The following is a 22,797-nucleotide window of genomic DNA, read 5'->3' as shown; positions in this document are numbered from 1 at the left end:
TTTCCGTTAACAAGATGCGCGTGGCGGCGGCGGATAGGGCGGTCGTGCCATCAGCTTCGCAACGGCATTGGCAAAGGCCAGATCATATTCCGGCAGGAACTGATCGAAATGCGGCGCAACCGCAGTGATTTGCACATCTTCCGGCGCGTTTCGCGGCAGGATATGGGCCATGTGCCGCGATATCGAGGAGGGAAGGGGGTATGCTGCGATCTGCGTCTCCGCTTCAATGCCGGTTTCGATCGTCGCTGAAACCGATCCCCCATTCCTTGCAAAAAACCGTCCGTCCCAGATGCCGGCCTCGCCGGGCCGCAGCACCAGCGGCAAAATGGCGCGGTGTTCGCGCATGATGAACAGGCCTTCGCGCCGTCGCTGCAGCAGGCATCGGGATGCGGTCATGCGGCCGAAGCCTTTAGCCGTGAAGGCCATGACCTTGTCCATGACCGCCGTGCCCGGTCGGTGGCTGACGCCGCCAATCACGGCAAGAAGGCCCCCAAGCATGTAGCGCAGGACCTCGTTACGCCCGAGCAGCGCCTCGTGGTCCAATTGTGCGACGGCATTGGCGTGGATGGTGCCATGGCTTGCCAGCAACTCGGCGGCGGCTGATGAGAGGTTGCACCGCCGCTCAGCGGCCTTTGCTGTGAGATCCGGTTTGGGCGGAATGGATGCGAGCGAAAACCGCGTTCTTACTCGCTCATAATGTGGATCGATGTTGCTGGGATCGTCGATCCAGCCTTCGCCTTCCTGCCGGATGAATGATCTGATGGCTTCGCGACGGCATGCCAGGAACGGCCGCAGAATCCAGGTCTTGCCGCCGTAAAGCGTGGCCGGCGCCATGCCTGCCAGGCCGAGCGCATCCTCGTCGCCGTTGCGGGCGCTGCGCATGGCGATGGTTTCCTCCTGGTCGTCGCGGGTATGGGCGGTGACGATGGCATCCGCGTGAAGTTCGGCGGCCGCATCTGCAAGCAGGCGATATCGCGCCAGCCTCGCAGCAGCGGCCACTCCCGATAGAGGTTTGTCATCCTCCCAGCGGCGGATCACATGCGGAATGGAATGACGGGCGCAAAGGGCTGCGACCTCGAGCGCTTCGCCGGCCGATGCGGCGCGAAGGGCGTGGTCTACAGTTGCAGCGCAGAGGGAGATGTCACTGTCGGCTCTGGTCCGGATTGCCTTGGCGAGGGCAAGCAGCAGGCCGGTGGAATCGCTGCCGCCCGAAATAGCGACGAGCAGGCGGACCGGGCGTTTCAGCGAAGACAGGAAATGGTCAACGGCAGCAGTGGGAGAAATGTCAGTGTCGGTCATGAGCTATCGGCCGATCGGGCTCAGCAGCTCAGGCGCTTCATCTCGCTGGAAGTCTTCTGTATCACGGCGCGGGAGGCCTTGGGGTAGCGCTTGGAAACCTCGCGCATCGTGGCGCAGGCGGTATCCTTGTTGTCGAGCGCGGCCAGCGACATGCCGAGCTTCAGCAGCATTTCCGGCGCCTTCGCCGAGGAGCTGTAGGCCTGGTGTCCGTTGAGGAAGGTCTTGGCCGCCTCGTTGTAATTGCCCTGGGAGAATTGGGCTTCACCCAGCCAGAAATTGGCGTCGGCAATCTTCTTGCTTTGCGGGTAGCGCTGTACGAAGTCGCGGAACTCGGCTTCGGCAATCGCATAGTCGCCGGAGAGAACATGACCATAGGCCGACTGGTAGACATCGGCTTCGCTGTTCAGCGATGCAATCTGCGGGGAGGCGGGGTCGGCCGTAGCCGAGACCGGAGGGGTCGCCGCAGTGGGTGCCGGCAAGGAGACGCCGGAGGTCACGCCTGGCAGTGCCGACCCATCCTTCGATGGGTCGTTGATGGTTGCCGTCTTCGGCATGCCGGATGCGTCGAGCTCGATGGAGCCGAGCTGCTGTTCCGGGGCGCCCGGACCAGCAGCGGCGGGAGGATCGGCGGTGATGATCTGCGCGACGGAATCCTGCGTCTGAACCGGTGCCGGTTGCGACGAAGGCTCCAGCGAACCGCTCTTCCGGGTGCCGGATTTTTCCAGCTCCTGGAAGCGGAACTCGTTGTCTTCCTGGCTCTTGCGGATCTGCTCCTGCATTTGCAGCAGCTGGAAGCTCATTTCCTCGATACGGCCATTGAGCGCGCGGATTTCCTCCTCGAGCTGCAGCACGCGCATAGCCGGATCGCCGGCCTGCGCCAGTTGCACTGGCGGGGCTGCGGGTGCGGCGGGCGCCTGCTGGCGCTGTTCCACCGCCAAGGGCGGGGGCAGCAGCTGCATTGCGCCTGCGCTCGCCGGCGGCCCGGCCAGGGCGGCCGTCGCAAGAAGCGCGGCCATGACAAGTTTCTTCATGTCCTCTTTCCTGATTTTTTGAATTGGGGTTGCGCCCGGAAGGGCGACAAGGACAGTTTTCCAATTGCTGACAAAAAGCAATGGAAGTTCGGCCAAAGTATGGACAAAAAAGCGAAAAGGCGGCCCAGAGCGGGCCGCCTTTCAAAGCTTCGTGATGCGTTGTCGATCAGAGACCGGCGCCACCGAGCACCGTGACGGCGCGGCGGTTCTGCGACCAGCAGGAAATGTCGTCGCACACTGCGACGGGGCGTTCCTTGCCGTAGGAGATCGTCTTCAGCCGCTGGGCCGGAACACCGCGCGAGATCAGGTAGTCGCGCGTGGTGGCGGCGCGGCGGGCACCGAGCGCCAGGTTGTATTCGCGCGTGCCGCGCTCGTCGGCATGGCCTTCGACCGTGATCGCGTAGTTCGGATAACGCTGCAACCACTGAGCCTGACGGTCGAGCGTCTGCTGTGCGTCGGCGCGGATCGACGAGCTGTCGGTGTCGAAGAAGATGCGATCGCCGACATTGACGGTAAAGTCCTGGGTCGAGCCAGGCGTTGCGTTCGAGCCGTTGAGGCCCAGGTCGGAGGCGCTGTTGGGCAGGTTCTTCTTGTTGGCGCAGCCGGCCAGCGCCAGTGTCAGGGCGACGGCCAGGACGGCGGGGTTGCTGGCGAACTGCTGCATGCGGCTTTTCGCCGGAACGTGGGTACGGCTCATTGCCGATCTCCTTGGTACGACTTCATTAGGGTTGCCGGACTTTAACCATATGCGGTTAACCGGGATCGAAGATCTATGGTTAACTTTTGGTGAACCGAACCACAGAGATTCTCAATCCCCGCCGTTTGCGGCAAGAAAGAGGCGGTTTTGCCCTATTCGAGCAAAGGAGACCATGCCGGGTCCGATGCAAAGGTCGGGGTGCGGATCAATTGCTCGTTATATCCGGTCAGATCGATCGAGTAGAGCTGCGGGCCTCCGGCACCGGCATTCTGACGGAAGAACATCAGCACGCGACCATTCGGCGCCCAGGTCGGGCCTTCGTTGTGGAAACCGGTGGTCAGAATACGCTCGCCCGAACCGTCCGGCTTCATCACGCCGATGGAGAACTTGCCGCCGGACTGCTTGGTGAAGGCAATCAGGTCGCCGCGCGGTGACCAGACCGGCGTGGAATAGGAGCCGTCACCGAAGGAGATACGCTTCTGTCCGGAGCCATCTGCACCCATAACATAGAGCTGCTGGCGTCCGCCACGGTCGCTTTCAAACACGATCCGGGTACCGTCAGGAGCATAAGACGGCGAGGTGTCGATGGCGGCAGTGTTGGTGAGGCGCGTGGTGGTGCGCGACCGCAGGTCCATGGTGTAGATATTGGCGTTGCCATCCTGCTGCAGGCTCATGATGACGCGCTGGCCATCGGGCGAGAAGCGGGGGGAGAAGGTCATGCCGGGGAAGTTGCCCACCACTTCGCGCTGTCCGGTCTCCAACTGGAGCAGGTAGACGCGGGGCTGGTTGCCCTCGAAGGACATATAGGTGATTTCCTGCCGGCTCGGCGAGAAGCGCGGCGTCAGGACGATGCTGTTGGAATTGGTCAGCATGCGCATGTTGGCGCCGTCCTGGTCCATGATGGCGAGCTGGCGCTTGCGATCGATCTTAGAGCCGCTTTCGGAGACGAACACTACGCGGGTATCGAAATAGCCCTTTTCGCCTGTTATGCGCTCATAGATGGCGTCGGCAATGATATGGGCCACGCGCCGCCAGTTTTCCGGCTGCGTGTAGAACTGCTGGCCGGTCATCTGCTGGCCGGCAAAGGTGTCCCACAGGCGGAATTCGGCGCGCAGACGGCCATCGCCTTCCTGCGTGACGCGGCCGATCACCAGCGCCTGGGCGTTGATGACCTTCCAGTCTTCAAAGCGCGGGGCCTGGTCCGGGTTTGCGATCTTTTCGATAAAGGCGCTGCGTGCCACGGGCGCAAACAGGCCGGAGCGCTTCAGGTCGGCTTCGACAACAGCCGAAATCTTGGCGCCGATATCGCCGCTGGCCACGAAATCCGTGATCGCGATCGGCAGCGGCTCGACATTGCCCTTGTTGATGTTGATCTCGACCACCGCATGGGCCGGAGCCGCATATGCGGCCACCAGGCCGCATACGGCGACGAGAAAGCGGATGAAGGAGGTCTTTGTCATCTGTTCAAGCCTTTTAGCTTTTACATCATCTCAGTGGGGTCGAAGTTCACGATGACCTCCGACCATGCATCGTATTTGTCACGAGGTAGGTTCGTGAACGGAGCAGATCGCAGAATGGCGCGGCGGGCGCTGCTGATCATGACCTGCTGGGTGGAGGGCTCGCCGCCCTTGGCGGTTACTTCCGGCTCGCCGACCAGGTTGCCTGACTCGTCGAGCTTGAAGCGCGCCTGGATCACCATGCCGTCCATACCCGCTAGACCGGGGATGAACGACCAGTTGTTCTGAATGACGCCGCGCAGGGCGTCCATCTCGCTCTGGCTGAGCTTGGAGCCCGATGTCGTCTTCTTGCCGCCAAGTGCTGCCTCGTCGGAAGAGCGCTTGGCGCCGCCGCCAGCCGCTTCCTGCTTGTTGAGAAGGGCGGCCACCTCGTCGGCGTTGAAATCGCTTTCCTTGGTGGATTTCGCCTTGGCGGTTTCCTGCTTCTTCTCATCGACCTTGCGGTCGGGGGTCTTGGCGGTCTGCGACTGGGCTTCGGCGGGCTTCGCCTCGGCGGTTTGTTCGGCTGGCTTTGGCGGCTCCGGCTTCGGGCGCGCGGCCGGCAGCGGCACGCTCTGCGGCAGCGGAATCTCTTCCGCCGTCTCCGCCGGTGCCTGTTCTGCCGGCGCGGCCTCGGGCTTCGGTGCCGGTGTTACCTCACGCGGCGGCTCGGCCTTGGCCGCAACCTCCGTGGCCGGAGCCGTGACGGTTTCTTCCTTGGCGACTTCTTTGATGTCGTTGGTCTCGTCGCTCTTGACGGGCAGGACCTTGTCGACCTTCTCAGGCGCGGCCGCCACTTCGGTATTCGGCTTTTTCGCCGGTGTCGGCGGTGCCTTCAGGTCGACATCGTTGTCACCGGTGTTTTCGGCATTTTCCACCGGATCCGGACGCTTCGTCGGAACGGGGGCTGCCTTTTCCCGGGCGGTTGCCGTCTTGTCGCCCTGCTGGATCTGGGTGATTTCCTCGATGGGAACGAGATCCACGGGCAGCGCCTCGACATCGGCTACCTCAAGCTGGGCAGGCGTGCCGATGGAAACCAGCGCCCAGGCGAGCACCAGTCCATGTAAAACCGACGATGTGACAAGACTTGTCTTCATCTTTGTCGATCACTGGTCCTGTTCTTGCAGCGTCACGAGGCCGATATTCTTGAAACCGGCGGCGGAAATGCGCGCCATGACCTTCATGACGGTGCCATAGGCGGCAGCCGTGTCGCCGCGCACATAGATGCGTTCGTTGTAGCCCGTGGTGGCAATGGCCTCGAGCTTCGGCACGACGTCATCGATCAGGATCGCCGTTTCCTGCAGGTATATCTCACCCGCGGGATTGACGGAGATGGTGATCGGCTGCGTATCCGAGTTCATCGCCTTGGCCTGGGTTTCCGGCAGGTCGATCGGCACGCCGACCGTCATCATTGGTGCAGCCACCATGAAGATGATCAAGAGAACGAGCATGACGTCGACCAGCGGCGTCACGTTGATTTCGCTGACAGGCGCGCGCCGGCCACCGCCGCGTCGCGAACCGCGACGCCGTCCGCCACCACCGCCCTGGGCTCCCGCTGACATTCCCATCGTTTACTCCGGTCACTCTTCCGTCGCTGGCCGCGAAATTATTGCGCGGCCTGTCGCGGTTGCAGCTTTTCATCAATCTGGCGCGAAAGGATGGCGGAGAATTCATCCGCAAAGCCTTCCATGCGGGCGGCAAGCTTGCCGGCCTCGCCCGAGAACTTGTTGTAGGCGATGACCGCGGGGATAGCCGCGACCAGGCCGATGGCGGTTGCCAGCAGCGCCTCGGCGATACCGGGTGCGACGACCGCCAGGTTGGTCGACTTGGAGCCGGCGATTGCCTGGAACGAGGTCATGATGCCCACGACCGTGCCGAACAGACCGACAAAGGGACCGGCCGAGCCAATGGTTGCCAGCGAGCTCAGCCGCGCTTCCAACTGCTCGGATTCCCGGGCAAGGGTCACGTCCATCGCCCGGTCGATACGCATCTGCAGGCCGATCGGCGAACGGGCGCCGCGCTCGAAGCTCTTCTTCCATTCCCGCATGGCGGCAACGAAAATCGCGGCGAGGCCGGTATTGGTGCGCTCCGCCAGCGAGCGGTACAGCTCTTCCAGGGACTGCCCGGACCAGAAGACCTGTTCGAACTGATCAAACTGCCGCTTGGCCCTGGAATAGCTCAGATACTTGTCGATCATGATCGCCCAGGTCCATATCGAGGCCCCGACCAGACCCAGCATGACAAGCTTAACGATCAAGCCGGCCTGCATGAACAGCGCCCACAGGCTCACATCGGTATGCGCCGCGGCCAAACCTACTTGTTCCATCGTTCCATCGTCCCCGAAATCCAAACGCCCGGCACTGGACCGGGCGGATCAAAGCGTATTTTCGATATTGGCTGGTGGTTGAAGACGAAAGCCCATTCGCTTCAAGGTGCCTACCCGCCTTTTTGCCGTGAAATTTGGTCAAAGGAAGGCGTGCGGCGCACAATATCAAACCTGCGCCAGTAAGACATCATTATCGTTAAAAGAGCCTTAGCAAAACCCGCCGGCCCTTTACCAATAGGCGGCAGGCCCGTGTCGGTCAGCCAAGGAACTTTTGTGCCAGACCCTCAGGCAGCCGGCGGGGACGGCCATTTCGGTTGACGACGGCGATCACCACCTTCGCGGCGATCAGCTGTGTCTCGCCGCGCAGGATCTGCTGGCGCAGCACCATCTTGGCACCGCCTGCCTTTTCCGTGACTGTCTCAATCCGAAGCACGTCATCCATGCGGGCAGGGGAACGGAAGTCGAGTTCCATGCGGTGCACGACGAAGACCAGACCTTCCTCGTCTATGCCGATCAGGGCGCTCTGTTCGACGCCGAGACAACGCAGGTAGTCGGTGCGCCCGCGCTCCAGGAAGTGCAGATAGCGCGCGTGATAGACCAGCCCGGAGAAATCAGTATCTTCGTAATAGACCCGCTGATGCAGAACATGGCCTTCGCCTTCCAGGCTGCCGGCGATCGAAAAGACTTGGGTTTCCATGCGTTTATTCCTTCTGATGCACTGCGCCGCTGCAACCGCCGCCGCTGGCACCGCTTGTAGTTCTGTCACAAAGGGGCAGTATCAAAAAGTCTTCTGCTAACCGGCAAAGGAGACGATTCCATGAAAATTGCGGTTATGGGAGGCGACGGCTTCATTGGCTGGCCAACATCGCTGCATTTGTCCGATGCGGGCCATGAAGTCCATATCCTCGACAATCTTTCCCGACGCTGGATCGACACCGAGCTTGGCGTGCAGTCCCTGACGCCGATGGACAGTATCCAGGAGCGCACGCGCATCTGGCACGCGGAGACCGGGCGGCGCATCCATTTTCACCTGATTGATCTCGGCAAGGACTACGAACTGCTGAAGAACTGGCTGGCCGCGAACCGCCCAGATGCCATCATTCATTTCGCCGAACAGCGTGCCGCGCCCTATTCGATGAAGAGCGACCGCCACAAGAACTACACCGTCAACAACAATGTGAGCGCCACGCATAATTTGTTGAACGCGATGGTGGAGCTGGGGCTCGACGCGCATCTCGTGCATCTGGGGACGATGGGCGTCTATGGCTATTCCTCGGTCGGCGCCGCCATACCGGAAGGCTATCTGCCTGTCGGTATCGAGACGCCGGATGGCCGCACGGTTTCGCAGGAAATTCTCTATCCCGCCAATCCCGGCTCGATTTACCACATGACCAAGTGCCTGGATCAACTGCTGTTCCAGTTCTATGCCAAAAATGACGGTCTCAGGATTACGGATCTGCACCAGGGCATCGTCTGGGGCACCCATACCGAACAGACGCGCCGCCATCCGCAACTGGTCAACCGGTTCGACTATGACGGCGACTACGGCACGGTGCTCAATCGCTTCCTGATCCAGGCTGCGATCGGCTATCCGCTGACGGTCCATGGCACTGGTGGCCAGACCCGCGCCTTCATCCATATCCAGGATTCGGTTCGCTGCATCGAGATCGCGCTGAACAATCCGCCCGCTCGCAATGCCCGCGTCGAGATCTTCAACCAGATGACCGAGACGCATCGGGTGCGGGATCTTGCCGCGATGGTGGCCCGCATGACCGGGGCCGAGATCGCCTGGCTGCCCAATCCGCGCAAGGAGGCGGCTGAAAACGAACTGATCGTGAAGAATGACAAGTTCCTGGGCCTCGGGTTGAAACCCACGACATTGGCCGATGGCCTGCTTGCGGAAATTGTCGATGTCGCGAAAAAATTCGCCTATCGTGTCGATCGCAGCCGCGTGCCTGCGGTCTCCGCATGGACCCGCGATATCGCGAAAACCGTTAATCGCGATCCGGAAGGAAGGAAGTTGAAGTCCGTCTCATGATGATCGGCAGTGAAATATTGCGCGGGATCCGCTCAGCAACCACGCCGGCCTCCCGCGAAGCCTATGTGACGCTGGTGACCAATAGCGATTACGTCATGGGCGCCACGGCGCTGGCACGTTCGTTACGCCGGACCGGCACGAATGCCGATATCGTCGTGCTGCATACCGGTGGCGTCGACGTTGCTGCCCTTTCAGGGCTGGAGACGCTTGGCTGTCGTCTCGTCGAGGTCGATCACCTGCCGCTGTCCGACGGGTTCAACCAGCGGCATTCCCGGGGCAGCCTGCATGGTGCCGCACCCTTTACCAAGGGGCGCAAGCCGAGCTTTCATTCCCCGCTCGATAATTTCTGCAAGCTGCGTCTATGGCAATTGATGGAATATCGCGCCTGCGTTTTCATTGATGCCGATGCCATCGTGCTTCGCAACATCGACAAGCTGTTCGACTATCCGGAGTTCTCTGCAGCGCCCAATGTCTATGAAAGCCTGGCCGATTTCCACCGCCTGAATTCCGGCGTCTTCGTCGCTCGACCCTCGCTTGCCACCTTCGACAGCATGCTGAAACGCCTCGACCGGCCGGATGCATTCTGGCGGCGAACGGACCAGACGTTCCTCGAACAGTTCTTTCCCGACTGGCATGGCTTGCCGGTGACCATGAATATGCTGCAGTATGTGTGGTTCAACCTGCCTGAGCTATGGGACTGGAGGAGCGTCGGGGTGTTGCACTATCAATATGAGAAGCCCTGGGAGGGGGATCATCCGAAGGCACAGCAGTTGAAACCGCTGATCGACCTTTGGCATGCTTTTTATCAGGGCCGCGACATTCCTGACATCGAATCGCTTGCCAATCCGGCGCGAGATCGAGCGGCATGAGGGTTCTCGTGTCCGGCGGAACAGGCCTTGTCGGACGCTACATCGTCGAGGAATTGCTGGCGTCCGGCTATTCGGTCACCGTGGGCGGCCGCACCTGTCCGCCAGCCCGCTTCTTTTCGCAGACGGTGGGCTTCGTTCCCTTGCGGCTTGATCCCGATCACGATCACTCCCACGCCTTCAGCGGCATGGATGCCTATGTGCATGCCGCGTTCGATCATGTCAGCGGCAAATATCGTGGCGGCGAGGGGGACGATCCCCAGGCCTTCCGGAGACGCAACCTTGATGGCACGCTCTCGATGTTTGCGGCCGCCCGCAAGACCGGCGTCAGGCGCTGTGTGTTCCTGTCCAGCCGGGCCGTCTATGATGGCCTGCCTGACGGCACCAAGCTCAGGGAAGACGCCGTGCTGGCGCCCACCACGCTCTACGGCGAAATCAAGCTGGAGACGGAGCGCGCCCTTGCCGAGATGACGGATGAGGGGTTTCTGGGGGCCAGCCTGCGACTGACCGGGGTCTATGGTCATCTGCGGCCCAACAAGTGGGATGCCCTGATTTCCGATTATCTGGCCGGACGCCCCGTCCCATCCCGTGCGGGCACGGAGGTACACGGACGCGATGTCGGCAAGGCAGTCGGCTTGTTGCTGGTGCGCCATCCGCAGTCGATAGCGGGCCGGAGTTTCAATGTCTCTGATGTGGTGACCGACAACAGGGAGATATTGTCGATCGTGCAGTCGGAAACCGCCAGCACCCATCCACTGCCCGAGGCCGCAGACCGTAGTTCCGTCGCTGTGATGGACACCTCAGGCATACTTTCGCTCGGCTGGGGGCCGGGCGGGCGTCCTCTGCTGGAAAAGACCGTGCGCCTTTTGGTGCGCAGCGCGCTGCGCAAGGAGCTCAAGACATCACGCGTGGTTCGCCCCACCCAAGGGACTTCATTTCTGCGGCTCGGGCGGCTGCGTCGTCCGCGACGATGAACTCGTCGAGTTGAGGAGGGGCAACCGAGGTGCCCGACAGCATGGCGTGCACGTGGCCACGGTGATGGGTCTGGTGCTGGAAGAGGTGGTTCAGCAGATCGTCGCGGCGATCGACCTGGACGCGTTCACCCCTGTGAACCCGGACAAGATCTGCCAGTTGATCCGCCCTGAGATTTTCACACAGGGACAAAAGCCGGATGTCGACCGCCGCCTGGGCTTCCGCAAGATGAGGCAAGTCGGCAAAGGGCTCGTCTCGTTCGAACGCCTTCAAGCCCAGGTCCCCGCCCTCCAGCGCATCGACATAAAACCAGTCGACGGTGAGGATGTGATTGAGCGTGGCGCGTATCGAGGGAAAGAAGCTCGTTCGTTTCGCCTCGAACTCGCCAGGAAGAAGCTTTGCACAGGTGGCATGCAGCCTTGTGTTGGCAAGCCTGTTGTTGCGGGCCAGCTTTCGGAACGACCGTGCGGGGTCCAGGATTTCGCTCACGGTGCATAGCCTTCTTCAATCGAAACCACGTGCTCGTGGCTCGCAGGAAGATTTTCGATGCGCTCGCGCAGCAACAAGGGAAAGACCCTTGCCTCCTCGAAAGCGGCCTGTGTTGCCGGCAGCCAGCGGAACTGCACAGTGGTTGGGCCATCGACAACCGTGTGGACAATATCTTGCGGGTGGAACGGAAAGTCCTCTGACAGCGTCAGCAGGTAGTAGAAGCCGAGTTCGTGGTATCGGTAGTCCCCGTCGGCGTAGAAGTTCTCCACCGTCCAGAGCAGTCGCTTCACCTCAACCTCGCAACCCAGTTCCTCCTGCATTTCGCGGACGATGGTCCGGGCACTCGTCTCGCCGATCTCGGCGCGACCGCCGGGCATGGCCCAGTAATCCTCACCGGGGATTTGCTGCACCAGGACGTGACCTTCGTGAAAAATCAGTCCCGCCACCCGGAAGCTGAAAAGCTGCGGCTTGCGGTCTATGCGGATCATGTGGCGCTCGGCAGTGGCGGTCATTTGGCGTCCAGGTCTCCATCATCCCACACCAGATGGCGCGGCGCCTGCGGCAGGTTCTCGATTTCGTCGGCGATGAAATAGGGCGGAATGTCGAGCGCGGTCAATGCGGTGCGTGTCGCCGGCACCCATTTGAACTCCAACGCGTTCTTGCCATCGGTGTTGCGATGGACGATCTCGCCGGGGTGAAACGGAAAGCTCCCGGGCAGGTCCATCAGGTAGTAGAAGCCCAGTTCGTGCCAGTCCCGCCCTTCATAGCGGAAGAAGTTTTCAACGCTCCACAAAAGCCGGCCGACCTCCGCCTTTACGCCGAGTTCCTCCTGCATCTCCCTTGCGAGCGTCGTTGCCGACGTCTCGCCGACTTCAGCCCGTCCGCCGGGGAAGGTCCAGATCCGCTCATGGGTGGCGCGATGCACGAGGACATGGTTATCCCGCAAGGCAAGGCCGGCAACGCGCATCTGGAAGATGCGGCGGCCCTTAAGCTTCAGCCGGATGCGGTTGTCTTGCGGCATGGCCTATCCCAGTTCGAGCAGCAGGATTTCGGGATAGCTGCCGATGCGCAGCGGCAGGACGGAGCACCCGAGCCCGCGCGAGACGATGAGTTCGCGACCATCCTCGTTGAAATAGCCGGCCGGATAAACCGCCGATCCCCGTGACGCCGGGAATGGACGCCAGCCGAAGAAGTTGAGCTGGCCGCCATGGGTGTGACCACTCAGGGTCAGACTGACCCGTGGGCTCATGGAGGGAAAGATATCCGGCTCATGCGCCATCATGATGACGGGCGCATCATCGGTGATCTTGGCGAGGGTTGCATCGAGGTCATCAATGCCTTGCATGCGCTTGCGTCCGTGGGCCCTGCCGGGGAGCAGCGCCAACTGATCCCCCAGCCCCGCGAGCCAGAACCCATTTCCGTCTTTCTCAAGCCTGACGGCGTCGTTGACATGGGTTGAGATGCCGGCATTGCGCAGCGCTTTGACAACATAGGGCGCGGCGGCCTGGTCACGCTGAAAGGTCAGGTCATCCCAATAATCGTGGTTGCCCAGGATGGCATGCACGCCCAGCGGCGCCTTGAGTGCGCTGAGGGATTTCGACCACTCAGAGGAATGCACCTGCCCGGTCACCAGGTTCATGCTGGAGACATAGTCCCCCAGCAGGAGAATGATATCCGGTTCGAGATCCATAGTCTGACGGCAGATGCTGTCGATCCGGCTGACAGTCATCCACGGCTCGCAGGCGTGGAGATCGGCCAGCACCGCTACCTTCAGCTTCAGTCCAGGCGTCCAGCCGCGCGGCGAAAACGCGTATTGCCGGATGCCAGGCCGGCCGAAAACCTCGACGAAGGGGTAGGCGGCGGTGGCTGAAAGGGCGAGGAACCCCGTTCCCAGCAGTTTCAGCAGGCCCCGCCGAGATATCATTCATTCATCCTCAAGGCTGAGACGGAACTGTGCCGCCTCCAGGTCCTTGGGTGGCTGCATGCCCAAATGCTTCCACGCGTTTGCGGTCAAAACGCGGCCGCGCGGCGTTCGCTGGATGAAGCCCTGCTGAATCATATAGGGCTCGATGATATCCTCGATCGCATCGCGCGGCTCGGAGAGACCAGCGGCGATGGTTTCGATACCCACTGGGCCGCCGCCGAAATTCACCGCGATCATGTTGAGGTAGCGCTTGTCCAACTGATCAAGGCCCATATTGTCCACCAGCAGTCGGGTCAGGGCCTCGTCGGCGATTTCGCGCGTCACGGCCTCTGCCTTCGCCACTTCGGCAAAGTCGCGGACCCGGCGCAGAAGCCGTCCGGCAATGCGCGGCGTGCCGCGGGCGCGCCGGGCGATCTCGCGGGCGCCGTCATCGGTCATCGGCAATCCCATCAGCCGGGCGCCGCGGCGCACGATCAGTTCCAGTTCCTCCACGGTATAGAAGGAGAGACGCACGGGAATGCCGAAACGGTCGCGCAAGGGCGTGGTGAGCAGCCCAAGTCGGGTCGTGGCCGCCACGAGCGTGAATTTCGACAGGTCGATCTTGACCGAACGGGCGGCGGGGCCTTCCCCGATGATCAGGTCCAACTGGAAGTCCTCCATAGCAGGATAGAGGATTTCCTCTACCGCCGGATTGAGCCGGTGGATTTCGTCGATGAACAGGACGTCACGCTCTTCCAGATTGGTGAGCAGGGCGGCGAGATCGCCCGCCTTGGCGATGACAGGGCCTGAGGTGGAGCGGAAGTTTACGCCGAGTTCCTTCGCCATGATCTGGGCGAGAGTCGTCTTGCCGAGACCGGGCGGCCCGACGAACAGCACGTGGTCCAGCGCTTCCCCGCGGTTCTTCGCCGCCTCGATGAAGATCTTGAGATTGGCGCGGGCCTCCGCCTGGCCGGTGAAATCGTCGAGCGATTGCGGGCGCAGCGTCGCATCGACGTCTTCGCCTTTCTTCTCGGGGGTGAGGATCGGATTTTGTGCGCTCATGCGAGAAGTTCCATGCCGGGTATGCGCCCCGCCGCTATTTTGTCCAAGGTCATGGTGGTCCGGCATCCTAGCTCTCGGTTCTTGAGAGCGATAAAGATATCTGCGAACTCCTCCGTCGAGCGATCCATCTCATCGAGCGCCAGTTCGATCAGGCTCTCGTCTTCCATGACTAGGTTTTCGGACTCAAGCAGGCCTGACAGGATCAGCTTGAGTTCTGACCGTGACATTTTGAGGCGCCGCCGTGCGGTCCAGATGAGCTCCAGCAGAACAGCGCTGTTGATGAGGCCCGGCTCCTCCGCTGTCAGGCTCTCTGCCCATCTGGTCACCAACTCGGACTGTTCCGCATCATCCTGGCATATCAGCCGTAAGAGAATATTGGTGTCGATCCCGATCATTCGCGTTGCATCACATGCTCGGAGACTGCTTCGCCGATTGCGTCATCCATGTCTTGAAAGCTCATAGGCGTCATGCCCGGCCTATGCAGTATGCCTGCCAGATCGCTCAGCCGTTTGTTCTTCGCTTTCAGACTGATGTTGCCGTCCTGCACGACATAGCGGATCCGATCTCCCGGCTTCAGCTTCAGCAATTCCCTAATTTCCGCAGGAACCGTGGTCTGGCCCTTTGATGTCATGGTGCCGTAAAAGACGTTCATCGCGAAATCTCCTTACTTCGGGACATTAGTAAGGAGGACTGCAGAAATCAAGGAGATCAACGCGACAGCTCCTTCAATCCAAGCCGGATGAGTTTGGCGCTGTCGGCACCTTCGCCGCCGTTTTTCAAAGCTGCGGCGATGGCATTGGCGGCCTGGTCGCGGGAGTAGCCGAGATTGGTGAGGGCAGACACCGCATCCGCCACTGGGGCAGAGGCGACGCCTTCGCTGAGTTCCTGCTTGAGCCCGATATTGGCAGCCGCTTCACCGGCAAAGGCCGGCGCCTTGTTCTTCAGTTCCGTTACGATGCGCACCGCCACTTTTGGGCCGACGCCCGGTGCGCGCGACACCGAGGCCTTGTCCTGAAGTGCGATGGCATTGGCCAGTTCACCCGGGGTCAGCGTCGAAAGAACCGCCAGCGCAACTTTTGCACCAACACCCTGCACGCTTTGCAGCAGGTTGAACCATTCACGCTCCAGCGCACTCATGAAGCCGAACAGCTTCAACTGGTCCTCACGCACATAGGTTTCGATGAACAGCACCACCGCTTCGCCAGGGGAGCCGATGCGTGACAAGGTGCGCGACGAGCAGAAGGCGACGTAGCAGACGCCGTGCACGTCCACCAAAACGTGATCGTCGCCGATTTCGTCGATTGTGCCTTTGAGCTTGCCGATCATGGAGAAGGTCCGTCAGAATGTGGGTGGAAGTGGAACGACAGGCATGGTCTGAAAGTCTGCAGCGCGAGAGCCAGCCTCAGCCGGCAAGGGCTCGCCGCATGCGGTCGCCGCCGCGATTGTGTGCGTGGCAGATGGCGATGGCCAGCGCGTCGGCGGCGTCATTGCCCTTGAACTCCGCCTTCGGCATCAGGATCTTCAGCATCATGTGGATCTGCTGCTTTTCCCCGTGGCCGACGCCGATCACGGATTTCTTCACCGCATTCGGCGCATATTCGGAGACGGGCAGCCCCGCCCGGGCGGGCACCAGCATCGCAATGCCACGCGCCTGGCCAAGCTTCAATGTCGCCACCGCGTCCTTGTTGACGAAGGTCTGCTCGACGGCGGCTTCGTGTGGCTGGTAGCTGTGCACGACCTCGGCCAGGCCGTCATGCAACTGGCACAGGCGCGATGCGAGATCCATGTCTCCGTCGGACTGGACTGTTCCCGAGGCAACGAAACGCAGGGAATTGCCGAGCGTTTCGATCACGCCCCATCCCGTGCGCCTGAGGCCCGGGTCGATACCGATGATTCGTACTGTGTTCTGCATGGCCAAGCCTACTTCTTTCAGGCAAGGTTTAGCCAGCAAAATGTGAACAAAACAAAAACATTCTGGATCGAAAACCAAAGCCTGTTTTCTGGTAATGCGTTTGGGCATCACTACATAAGAAACAAATTCGTTTATCAATCGCAGTCGACGTCGCAGCGGCAATGAGGGCCTGAAGATGATTCCCTTTTCCATTCTCGATCTTTCCCCCGTTGCAGAAGGCCAGACCGTGAGCCAGGCCCTGGAGGCATCGCGGCAGATGGCGCAGGCGGCGGAAGCGAATGGCTACCACCGTTTCTGGCTCGCGGAGCATCACGGCATGCCGGGGATCGCGAGCGCCGCGACCTCTATCGTCATCGCGCATGTGGGGCAGGCGACGAAACGGATCCGCATCGGCTCGGGTGGCGTCATGCTGCCCAACCACGCGCCATTCGTCATTGCCGAGCAGTTCGGCACGCTTGAAGCATTGTTTCCTGGCCGGGTTGATCTCGGGCTCGGGCGCGCACCGGGCACCGATATGCGCACCGCGCGCGCCCTGCGTCGCAATATCGAAGCGGGGGCTGAAAGCTTTCCGCAAGACATCATCGAATTGCAGCGCCTGATGGGGCCCGATGACGATGGCCATGGGCTTCGTGCTGTTCCGGGCGTCGGCAGCGAGGTGCCGATCTGGCTCCTCGGCTCAAGCCTCTACAGCGCGCATCTGGCCGCGGCGCTGGGGCTTCCTTATGCCTTTGCCTCGCATTTCGCGCCTGATTCGCTGATGGATGCCATTGCCATTTACCGGCAGCGCTTCCAGCCATCGCCGCAGCTCGACCGGCCCCATGTCATGGTGGGGGTGATGGGCGTGGCCGCCGATACGGATGAAGAAGCACGGCGGCTGTTTACGTCGGCGCAGCAGCAGTTCATCAACTTGCGGCGGAATGTCCGCAGCCAGTTTCCACGCCCCGTGGACAGCATGGATGGCATCTGGAGCGAGATGGAACGCGCTGGTGTCGAGCACACCTTGCGTTACGCCGTCGTCGGGTCCAAAGCGACGGTTGCCGGCAAGCTTGCGGATTTCCTCGGGACCACCGGCGCCGACGAGCTGATCATCTCGATGCCTATCCATGACCTGCAGGCGCGGTTGCGGTCGGTGGAATACTTCGCCGGTCTCGGCCAGTTGATGCAGCGGGCCGCCTGACATCCGTCAATTCCAGACGTCAAGACGCAACTGCCCTAGGCTATTTTAGCGATTGCCGGAGCATTGTTTACCATGGCTTAAGCAAGTTCGCGAAAGCTCACGCACATGTGAAGCGGTCTGGCGGCAGGGAGTCGCGGCGGGCCGCAAGCATGAGCTGAGACATAGTCGTGCATCTCCGAGGGATCGCCGACGCGAATGCGGGACGTCGCCATGCCCAACTGGTTCAATTCCTTGTCGTCGAAGGTAGTTTCCTTCTTCCTGCTGCTGACAGCCCTGTCGATCGTTCTGATGAACGTGGTGGCCTATTGGAGCAGCAGCGAGGTCTTCGAGGCGCAGGTTCAGCGCTCCATGGAAACCACGCTGACCTTCCGGGGCGACATGCTGCGGGAGCAGTTGAACCAGTTCGAGAACCAGGCGGTGTCGATTGCCAAGATCGAAAGCCTGCAGCAGTCCATGACCGGGCTTAAGAGCGGTTGGAAAACGATCATCAAGACGTCAGGCGATGCGCGCAAGGAACTCCGCGATGTCTTCGTCAGCAACAATCCGTTTCCCGCCGCCGAGCGTGAAAAGCTTCTGAAGCCCGAGGGCCCGAGCGGTTTCTACTACTCCACCCATGAGAAGACCCAGACGGATGTCGCAGGCTTTCTGGCGGACACCCAGTTTCGCGACCTGCTGATCGCCGATGTCGAGGGCAATATCATCTACTCCTACAAGAAGGATGCGACCTTCGCGGAGAATATCACCGACGCAAGCTGGGCCGCGACGGGGCTTGGCCGTGCCTTTGCCGACAGCGTCGCCATCGCGGCCAAGGCGACTGACGATGTCGTGTCCGCCAGCTTCTCCGGTCTGCGTGTCGGTAGCGATCCGAACGCGCCCGACATTTATTTTGCTGTGCCGGTGGTCAAGCTTGGCAGTTTCAAGGGCGTCTTCCTGTTCCAACTGCGCGAAAGTGCTATCAGCAGCATGCTCGCCAAGGGCATCACCGCCGCCAGCAGCCAACAATCCGCCTTTCTGTCCGCTGACGGCAAAGGCGTGGGCCTGACCTCCACAGGTGCCTTGAGGGATCTGGATGCGGCGGCCTTCGCCGTGCCGTCTTCCGTGTTTTCCGGCGGCAAGATGGAGACGCTCGACTTCACGAGAACCGATGGGCCGGCGCTGGCCTATGTTCGTCCCGTCGAGTTCGACGGAAAGAATTTTGCGGTGGTCGAGAGCGTTCTCACCAGCGAGTTGCAGGCCGGCTCCGTGTCGATTGCGACGGTTCTGCTATCGTCCGGCGTGCTGGTGCTGGTCCTGATGGTGGTGGCGACCTGGCTTCTGGCGCGGCGGCTGTTTGCGCCGCTTGCCAGGCTTGCGACCCTGACGACCGATGTGGCCAACGGCAAGCTTGATGAAACCGTCATCGGCCAGGACCGACGCGATGAGATCGGCACGCTGGCGCGGTCCTTGGAGCGCTTCCGGGCGGCACTTGTCGAGCAGCGGCAGTTGGAGGCAGCCAACGAGGACGCACGCCAGCAGGCCGAGCATGAACGCAGGCAGCGGCTTGCCGATCGAGACGCCGAGGCGCGCACGCTGCAGGCCGTGGTCGGCATGCTGGACGAGGGCTTGCAACGCCTGGCGGCCGGCGAGCTTTCCTATCAGATCAGCATGCGGTTCACCGACGAGTTGGAGCCGCTGCGCCAGAATTTCAACAAGGCTTTGGCAACATTGAGCGATACGCTCACCGCGATCGGCGGCAATTCCGTTGCCGTGCGCAACGGGGCAGAGCAGATGCGCACCGATTCCGACCAACTGGCCGATCGCACGCAGCGCCAGGCCACGGCGATCACGCAAACAGCGAGCGCGATCCACGCCATTTCCGGAGCCGTCAAGACGCAGACCGCCAAGGCGGAGCATGCGGCGCGCATGGCTAGCGAGACCCGCACGGATGCGGAGCGCTCGGGTGACATCATGCGCGATACCATTGCCGCCATGGAGGCCATCCAGAATTCCTCGCAGAAGATCAACCAGATCATCGGGGTGATCGACGAGATCGCCTTCCAAACCAATCTTCTGGCATTGAATGCCGGCGTCGAGGCGGCGCGCGCCGGCGAAAGCGGCAAGGGCTTTGCCGTGGTGGCGCAGGAGGTGCGCGAACTTGCCCAACGGTCCTCCACTGCGGCCAAGGAAATCTCCGAGCTTCTGGATCGCTCGACCTCCGAGGTGGCCCACGGCGTGTCGCTGGTCGAAAGGGCAGGGAAGGCGCTGGATGGTATCGGCAATCGGGTCAGCGACATCGACCGGCAGATCGGCGATATCATGGCTTCGACGAGAGAAGAGGGCGGGCGGCTGCAGGAAATCAGCGGCGCCGTCTCCGGCCTCGACGCCATGACACAGCAGAATGCTGCCATGGTCGAGCAGACCACCGCAGCAATCCGCATGCTGGCGGCCGAGGCGGTGGAGATGGATCGGCGCCTGGGCAAGTTCCTGCTGGCCGCGCCGCAAGCCTCCATGGCAAACCATCAACGTTTGGCGAGCTGACACCAACACGTCAGATGCCGTGGCTGCAGAGATTAAAATCCAACGGATAAAAGTTACCGCGATGAAAGCCGTGCAATCCTAAATTGCCGCCAAGTCGATGCTTGGGGGTACTGCATGGGTTTTCGATCAGCGCTTAAGTGTTTCGTCGCGATCATCGTTTTCGCCGTTTCGATTGTACCGTCCGCGAGGGCGGATCGCCTCGACGTGTATGAGGGGACCTGGAGGCAGGTGTCGTCCAATGCCGGGGAATGTCGGAAATGCTCGATTCGGATTGACCGGAACGGATCCAGGCTGAAAGTGGTGGCGAACAATGACTGGTCTGCGACAGTCACCGCTGCCCGCAAGCCTTCAGCAGCCGGTGTGTCTTCGGTCGAGGGGGATGGCGTCTGGCGCAACGGTGGTCGGGCGAAACCGATGAAGATCGCCGTGGTTTACGACCGGGGAGAGCTGCAGGTCATGCTCATCATCGATGGCGAGAACCGCCCCCGCACGATCACCGCTACCTTCCGGAGATAGCAGATATTCAGGACCAGCCGCTGGCGAACGCGGCGGTGGCTGTCGCGCCTGAAATATTGCAAGCCCATGAATATGGTGAATCCATCGCTACCTTTGATGGTAAACTGACGTGGTTAAGCGTGGATTAACCTTTGTGCTTCATTATCCATCACCGGAACGGAAGAACGGCACCTCGTGGCCGAAGAGATCAACCGGGATTTTGGAGTTTCAGAAGCCATGAAGACGCTTATCCTCAGCCTGTCGGCGGTCCTGCTTTCGGGCACGGCCGCTCTGTCCGCCGATGTCTATCAACCCGAGCCCATGCCGCCTGTTATTGACGCCCCTGAGGTCGCCGTGGCGGAATCGACAGGCTGGTATCTGCGCGGAGACCTCGGCTACTCCTTCAACAAGCTGCGCGGCGCAAACTTCTTCCAGGGTTCGAACGGCTCCAAGGCCGACTTTGCGACCGCTTCTCTGAAGGATAGCTTCAGCCTCGGCGCTGGTGTCGGTTATCAGGTCAATAACTACCTGCGTACGGACTTGACCTTCGACTACCTGTTCAAGAGCGACTTCAACGGCTCGACCAAGGGTGGCTGCGGCGTTTCTACCGCCTGCACCTCGAAAGACCTGACATCGATGACCGCCTACACGCTGATGGCCAACGCCTATGTCGATCTGGGGACCTATGGCTATTTCACGCCTTACGTCGGTGCCGGTATCGGTGGCGCCAATGTGAAGTGGAAGGACCTGAAGAACACCTCCTGCGCCAACAACGGCATTGGCTGCGACCCGACGGTCACGCATGACGGCAAGGGCAGCTGGCGCTTCGCCTATCAGTTGATGGCCGGTGCGACCATCGACGTCACCTGCAACATCAAGGCCGATGCCGGCTACCGCTTCCGCCATATCGAAGGTGGCGACATGTTCGGCTACAAGCTGAACGGTGGCCCGGGCTACGACAAGGGCATCGATTCGCACGAGCTGCGCCTGGGTGCACGCTATGTGTTCACCGATTGCGCCCAGCCGGTGGCCTACGAGCCCCCGCCGCAGCCGATCGTCTACAAGTAAGAATTCCGGTTTCCTTGATCGAAGGCCGTCCGCACGTCGCGGGCGGTCTTTTTGCGTTTCCGGTCCTGCCATCAAGGCGTCAAAATATTTTCTCGTTGCGACATCAGCCCGCTTGACGAGAGTCCCCGACAGGCGTATCTCCAGCGGCGGGACACTCCTCCCCAACGAGGAGCCATCTATCTGGAAGGATAGCCATATGGCAAACGCCGCGAAACCGGACCTGCGTCCGAACAACACTCATTTTTCTTCTGGCCCTTGCTCGAAGCGCCCCGGTTGGTCGCTTGAAGCGCTTTCCGATGCGCCGCTCGGTCGTTCGCATCGTGCCAAGGTTGGCAAAGCCAAGCTCAAGCAGGCCATCGACCTCACCCGCGAAATTCTGGGCGTGCCTGCCGATTACCGTATCGGCATCGTTCCCGCATCCGATACCGGCGCCGTTGAAATGGCGATGTGGTCGCTGCTTGGCGAACGTGGCGTCGACATGCTGTCCTGGGAAAGCTTCGGTGCCGGCTGGGTGACCGACGTGGTCAAGCAGTTGAAGCTGGCCGATGTGCGCAAGTTCAACGCCGCCTATGGCGAACTTCCCGACCTTTCCGCCGTCGATTTCGACCGCGACGTGGTCTTTACCTGGAACGGCACGACCTCTGGCGTTCGCGTTCCGAACGCCGACTTCATTCCGGCCGACCGCAAGGGCCTGACGATCTGCGACGCCACCTCGGCGGCATTTGCCCAGGACATGGACTTCTCCAAGCTCGACGTCGTCACCTTCTCCTGGCAGAAGGTTCTGGGCGGCGAGGGCGGCCATGGCATGCTGATCCTCAGCCCCCGCGCCGTCGAACGCCTGCAGACATATGTCCCGGCCTGGCCGCTGCCGAAGATCTTCCGTCTCACTTCGGGCGGCAAGCTGATCGAGGGAATTTTTGTCGGCGAGACGATCAACACGCCCTCCATGCTCTGCGTCGAAGACTATATCGACGCCCTGCAATGGGCCAAGTCGCTGGGTGGTCTGGAAGCCCTGATCGCCCGCGCCGATGCCAATGCCAAGGTCATCTTCGACTTTGCCGCCAAGACGGATTGGCTTGCCAATCTCGCCAAGGTCGAGGAAACCCGCTCGAATACATCGGTGTGCCTGACCATCGTGGACAAGGATGTGCTGGCGCTCGATGCCGATGGCCAGGCGGCCTTTGCCAAGGGCCTGGTCAGCCTTCTCGAAAAGGAAGGCGTTGCCTTCGATATCGGCGCCTATCGCGATGCTCCCTCGGGCCTGCGCATCTGGGCCGGTGCGACCATCGAGACATCGGACATGGAAGCGCTGATGCCCTGGCTCGCCTGGGCTTTTGAGACGCAGAAGGCGTCGCTTTCCAAGGCTGCGGCCTGATTTTTCCGGCTCCGTCGGCTGACGGCGGAGCCATTTTGAATTCTCATCATTCCCAATGAAACGAACTCTTTGAA

Annotated in this window: 25 protein-coding genes; 8 read left to right on the top strand and 17 right to left on the bottom strand. The window is 61.3% G+C overall.

Annotated features, from left to right (window positions below; translation table 11 throughout):
* Positions 1-6: 6 nt before the first annotated feature.
* The 8 genes from tilS to ybgC form a co-directional block, all read right to left on the bottom strand.
* Positions 7-1,299, bottom strand: coding sequence for a tRNA lysidine(34) synthetase TilS (tilS, locus tag B9A97_RS00840; protein ID WP_084363082.1), 1,293 nt, complete (start codon positions 1,297-1,299; stop codon positions 7-9).
* A 20-nt stretch (positions 1,300-1,319) separates the two neighbouring features.
* Positions 1,320-2,330 carry a tol-pal system protein YbgF gene (gene ybgF / locus B9A97_RS00835; RefSeq protein WP_084363081.1) on the bottom strand — a complete coding sequence of 337 codons (1,011 nt, stop codon included), beginning with the start codon at positions 2,328-2,330 and terminating at the stop codon, positions 1,320-1,322.
* A gap of 166 nt (positions 2,331-2,496) precedes the next feature.
* Entirely contained in the window at positions 2,497-3,027 is a 531-nt protein-coding gene (gene pal / locus B9A97_RS00830; RefSeq protein WP_084363080.1) for a peptidoglycan-associated lipoprotein Pal, read from the bottom strand.
* Positions 3,028-3,179: 152 nt separating this feature from the next.
* Positions 3,180-4,487: a Tol-Pal system beta propeller repeat protein TolB gene (tolB, locus tag B9A97_RS00825; RefSeq protein ID WP_084363079.1), complete on the bottom strand. Its 1,308-nt coding sequence runs from the start codon at positions 4,485-4,487 to the stop codon at positions 3,180-3,182.
* A 20-nt stretch (positions 4,488-4,507) separates the two neighbouring features.
* Complete coding sequence (locus B9A97_RS00820; RefSeq protein ID WP_084363078.1) at positions 4,508-5,620, bottom strand: hypothetical protein; 1,113 nt, start codon at positions 5,618-5,620, stop codon at positions 4,508-4,510.
* A 9-nt stretch (positions 5,621-5,629) separates the two neighbouring features.
* The gene (tolR, locus tag B9A97_RS00815; RefSeq protein WP_084363077.1) at positions 5,630-6,091 is read right to left on the bottom strand and encodes a protein TolR; all 462 of its coding nucleotides are present in this window, start codon (positions 6,089-6,091) and stop codon (positions 5,630-5,632) included.
* 38 nt (positions 6,092-6,129) lie between these two features.
* A complete protein-coding gene (gene tolQ, locus B9A97_RS00810; RefSeq protein WP_084363076.1) occupies positions 6,130-6,849 on the bottom strand; it encodes a protein TolQ in 720 nt (239 codons plus the stop codon).
* 256 nt (positions 6,850-7,105) lie between these two features.
* Positions 7,106-7,546, bottom strand: coding sequence for a tol-pal system-associated acyl-CoA thioesterase (ybgC, locus tag B9A97_RS00805; protein WP_084363075.1), 441 nt, complete (start codon positions 7,544-7,546; stop codon positions 7,106-7,108).
* A gap of 120 nt (positions 7,547-7,666) precedes the next feature.
* Between ybgC and B9A97_RS00800 the strand changes: the two genes are divergently transcribed.
* From B9A97_RS00800 to B9A97_RS00790, 3 genes are read left to right on the top strand one after another with little or no spacing between them, the layout of a single operon-like run.
* Positions 7,667-8,887 carry an NAD-dependent epimerase/dehydratase family protein gene (locus B9A97_RS00800; protein ID WP_084363074.1) on the top strand — a complete coding sequence of 407 codons (1,221 nt, stop codon included), beginning with the start codon at positions 7,667-7,669 and terminating at the stop codon, positions 8,885-8,887.
* On the top strand, positions 8,887-9,756 hold the full coding sequence (locus B9A97_RS00795) for a glycosyltransferase (RefSeq protein ID WP_244564099.1): 870 nt from the start codon (positions 8,887-8,889) through the stop codon (positions 9,754-9,756). Before B9A97_RS00800 ends, B9A97_RS00795 begins: the two co-directional genes overlap by 1 nt.
* Positions 9,753-10,727, top strand: coding sequence for an NAD-dependent epimerase/dehydratase family protein (locus B9A97_RS00790; protein ID WP_084363072.1), 975 nt, complete (start codon positions 9,753-9,755; stop codon positions 10,725-10,727). Before B9A97_RS00795 ends, B9A97_RS00790 begins: the two co-directional genes overlap by 4 nt.
* Here the strand turns inward: B9A97_RS00790 and B9A97_RS00785 are convergent.
* The 9 genes from B9A97_RS00785 to ruvC form a co-directional block, all read right to left on the bottom strand.
* Positions 10,648-11,214: a DinB family protein gene (locus B9A97_RS00785; protein WP_244564072.1), complete on the bottom strand. Its 567-nt coding sequence runs from the start codon at positions 11,212-11,214 to the stop codon at positions 10,648-10,650. The genes B9A97_RS00790 and B9A97_RS00785 overlap by 80 nt on opposite strands.
* Entirely contained in the window at positions 11,211-11,726 is a 516-nt protein-coding gene (locus B9A97_RS00780) for an NUDIX hydrolase (protein ID WP_084363071.1), read from the bottom strand. The genes B9A97_RS00785 and B9A97_RS00780 overlap by 4 nt, the downstream gene beginning before the upstream one ends.
* Entirely contained in the window at positions 11,723-12,235 is a 513-nt protein-coding gene (locus B9A97_RS00775) for an NUDIX hydrolase (protein WP_084363070.1), read from the bottom strand. Before B9A97_RS00775 ends, B9A97_RS00780 begins: the two co-directional genes overlap by 4 nt.
* A 3-nt stretch (positions 12,236-12,238) precedes the next feature.
* A complete protein-coding gene (locus B9A97_RS00770; RefSeq protein ID WP_084363069.1) occupies positions 12,239-13,138 on the bottom strand; it encodes a metallophosphoesterase in 900 nt (299 codons plus the stop codon).
* Complete coding sequence (ruvB, locus tag B9A97_RS00765) at positions 13,139-14,179, bottom strand: Holliday junction branch migration DNA helicase RuvB (RefSeq protein WP_084363068.1); 1,041 nt, start codon at positions 14,177-14,179, stop codon at positions 13,139-13,141.
* Positions 14,176-14,574, bottom strand: a complete 399-nt coding sequence (locus tag B9A97_RS00760) for a PIN domain-containing protein (protein WP_084363067.1) — start codon at positions 14,572-14,574, stop codon at positions 14,176-14,178. The genes ruvB and B9A97_RS00760 overlap by 4 nt, the downstream gene beginning before the upstream one ends.
* A complete protein-coding gene (locus tag B9A97_RS00755) occupies positions 14,571-14,831 on the bottom strand; it encodes an AbrB/MazE/SpoVT family DNA-binding domain-containing protein (protein ID WP_084363066.1) in 261 nt (86 codons plus the stop codon). The genes B9A97_RS00760 and B9A97_RS00755 overlap by 4 nt, the downstream gene beginning before the upstream one ends.
* 56 nt (positions 14,832-14,887) lie before the next feature.
* Positions 14,888-15,505, bottom strand: coding sequence for a Holliday junction branch migration protein RuvA (gene ruvA / locus B9A97_RS00750; RefSeq protein ID WP_084363065.1), 618 nt, complete (start codon positions 15,503-15,505; stop codon positions 14,888-14,890).
* A gap of 76 nt (positions 15,506-15,581) precedes the next feature.
* Positions 15,582-16,091 carry a crossover junction endodeoxyribonuclease RuvC gene (gene ruvC / locus B9A97_RS00745; RefSeq protein ID WP_084363064.1) on the bottom strand — a complete coding sequence of 170 codons (510 nt, stop codon included), beginning with the start codon at positions 16,089-16,091 and terminating at the stop codon, positions 15,582-15,584.
* Between the two features lie 175 nt (positions 16,092-16,266).
* On the opposite strand from ruvC, the gene B9A97_RS00740 reads away from it, so the two are divergent.
* From B9A97_RS00740 to B9A97_RS00720, 5 genes are all read left to right on the top strand, one after another.
* Positions 16,267-17,268, top strand: coding sequence for an LLM class flavin-dependent oxidoreductase (locus B9A97_RS00740; protein WP_084363063.1), 1,002 nt, complete (start codon positions 16,267-16,269; stop codon positions 17,266-17,268).
* 210 nt (positions 17,269-17,478) lie between these two features.
* A complete protein-coding gene (locus tag B9A97_RS00735; protein WP_084363467.1) occupies positions 17,479-19,785 on the top strand; it encodes a methyl-accepting chemotaxis protein in 2,307 nt (768 codons plus the stop codon).
* Between the two features lie 300 nt (positions 19,786-20,085).
* Positions 20,086-20,301 (top strand): hypothetical protein, encoded by a 216-nt coding sequence (locus B9A97_RS29250; RefSeq protein ID WP_143530282.1) that lies wholly within the window; start codon positions 20,086-20,088, stop codon positions 20,299-20,301.
* A gap of 216 nt (positions 20,302-20,517) precedes the next feature.
* Entirely contained in the window at positions 20,518-21,348 is an 831-nt protein-coding gene (locus B9A97_RS00725) for an outer membrane protein (protein ID WP_084363466.1), read from the top strand.
* Between the two features lie 196 nt (positions 21,349-21,544).
* Positions 21,545-22,723 carry a phosphoserine transaminase gene (locus B9A97_RS00720; RefSeq protein WP_084363061.1) on the top strand — a complete coding sequence of 393 codons (1,179 nt, stop codon included), beginning with the start codon at positions 21,545-21,547 and terminating at the stop codon, positions 22,721-22,723.
* Positions 22,724-22,797: the final 74 nt, after the last annotated feature.

The sequence above is a fragment of the Rhizobium sp. RU36D genome (assembly GCF_900176345.1).
Classification (GTDB): Bacteria; Pseudomonadota; Alphaproteobacteria; order Rhizobiales; family Rhizobiaceae; genus Allorhizobium.
The sequence above is the reverse complement of the archived record's forward strand: the minus strand, read 5'-3'. Positions and strand labels throughout refer to the sequence as shown.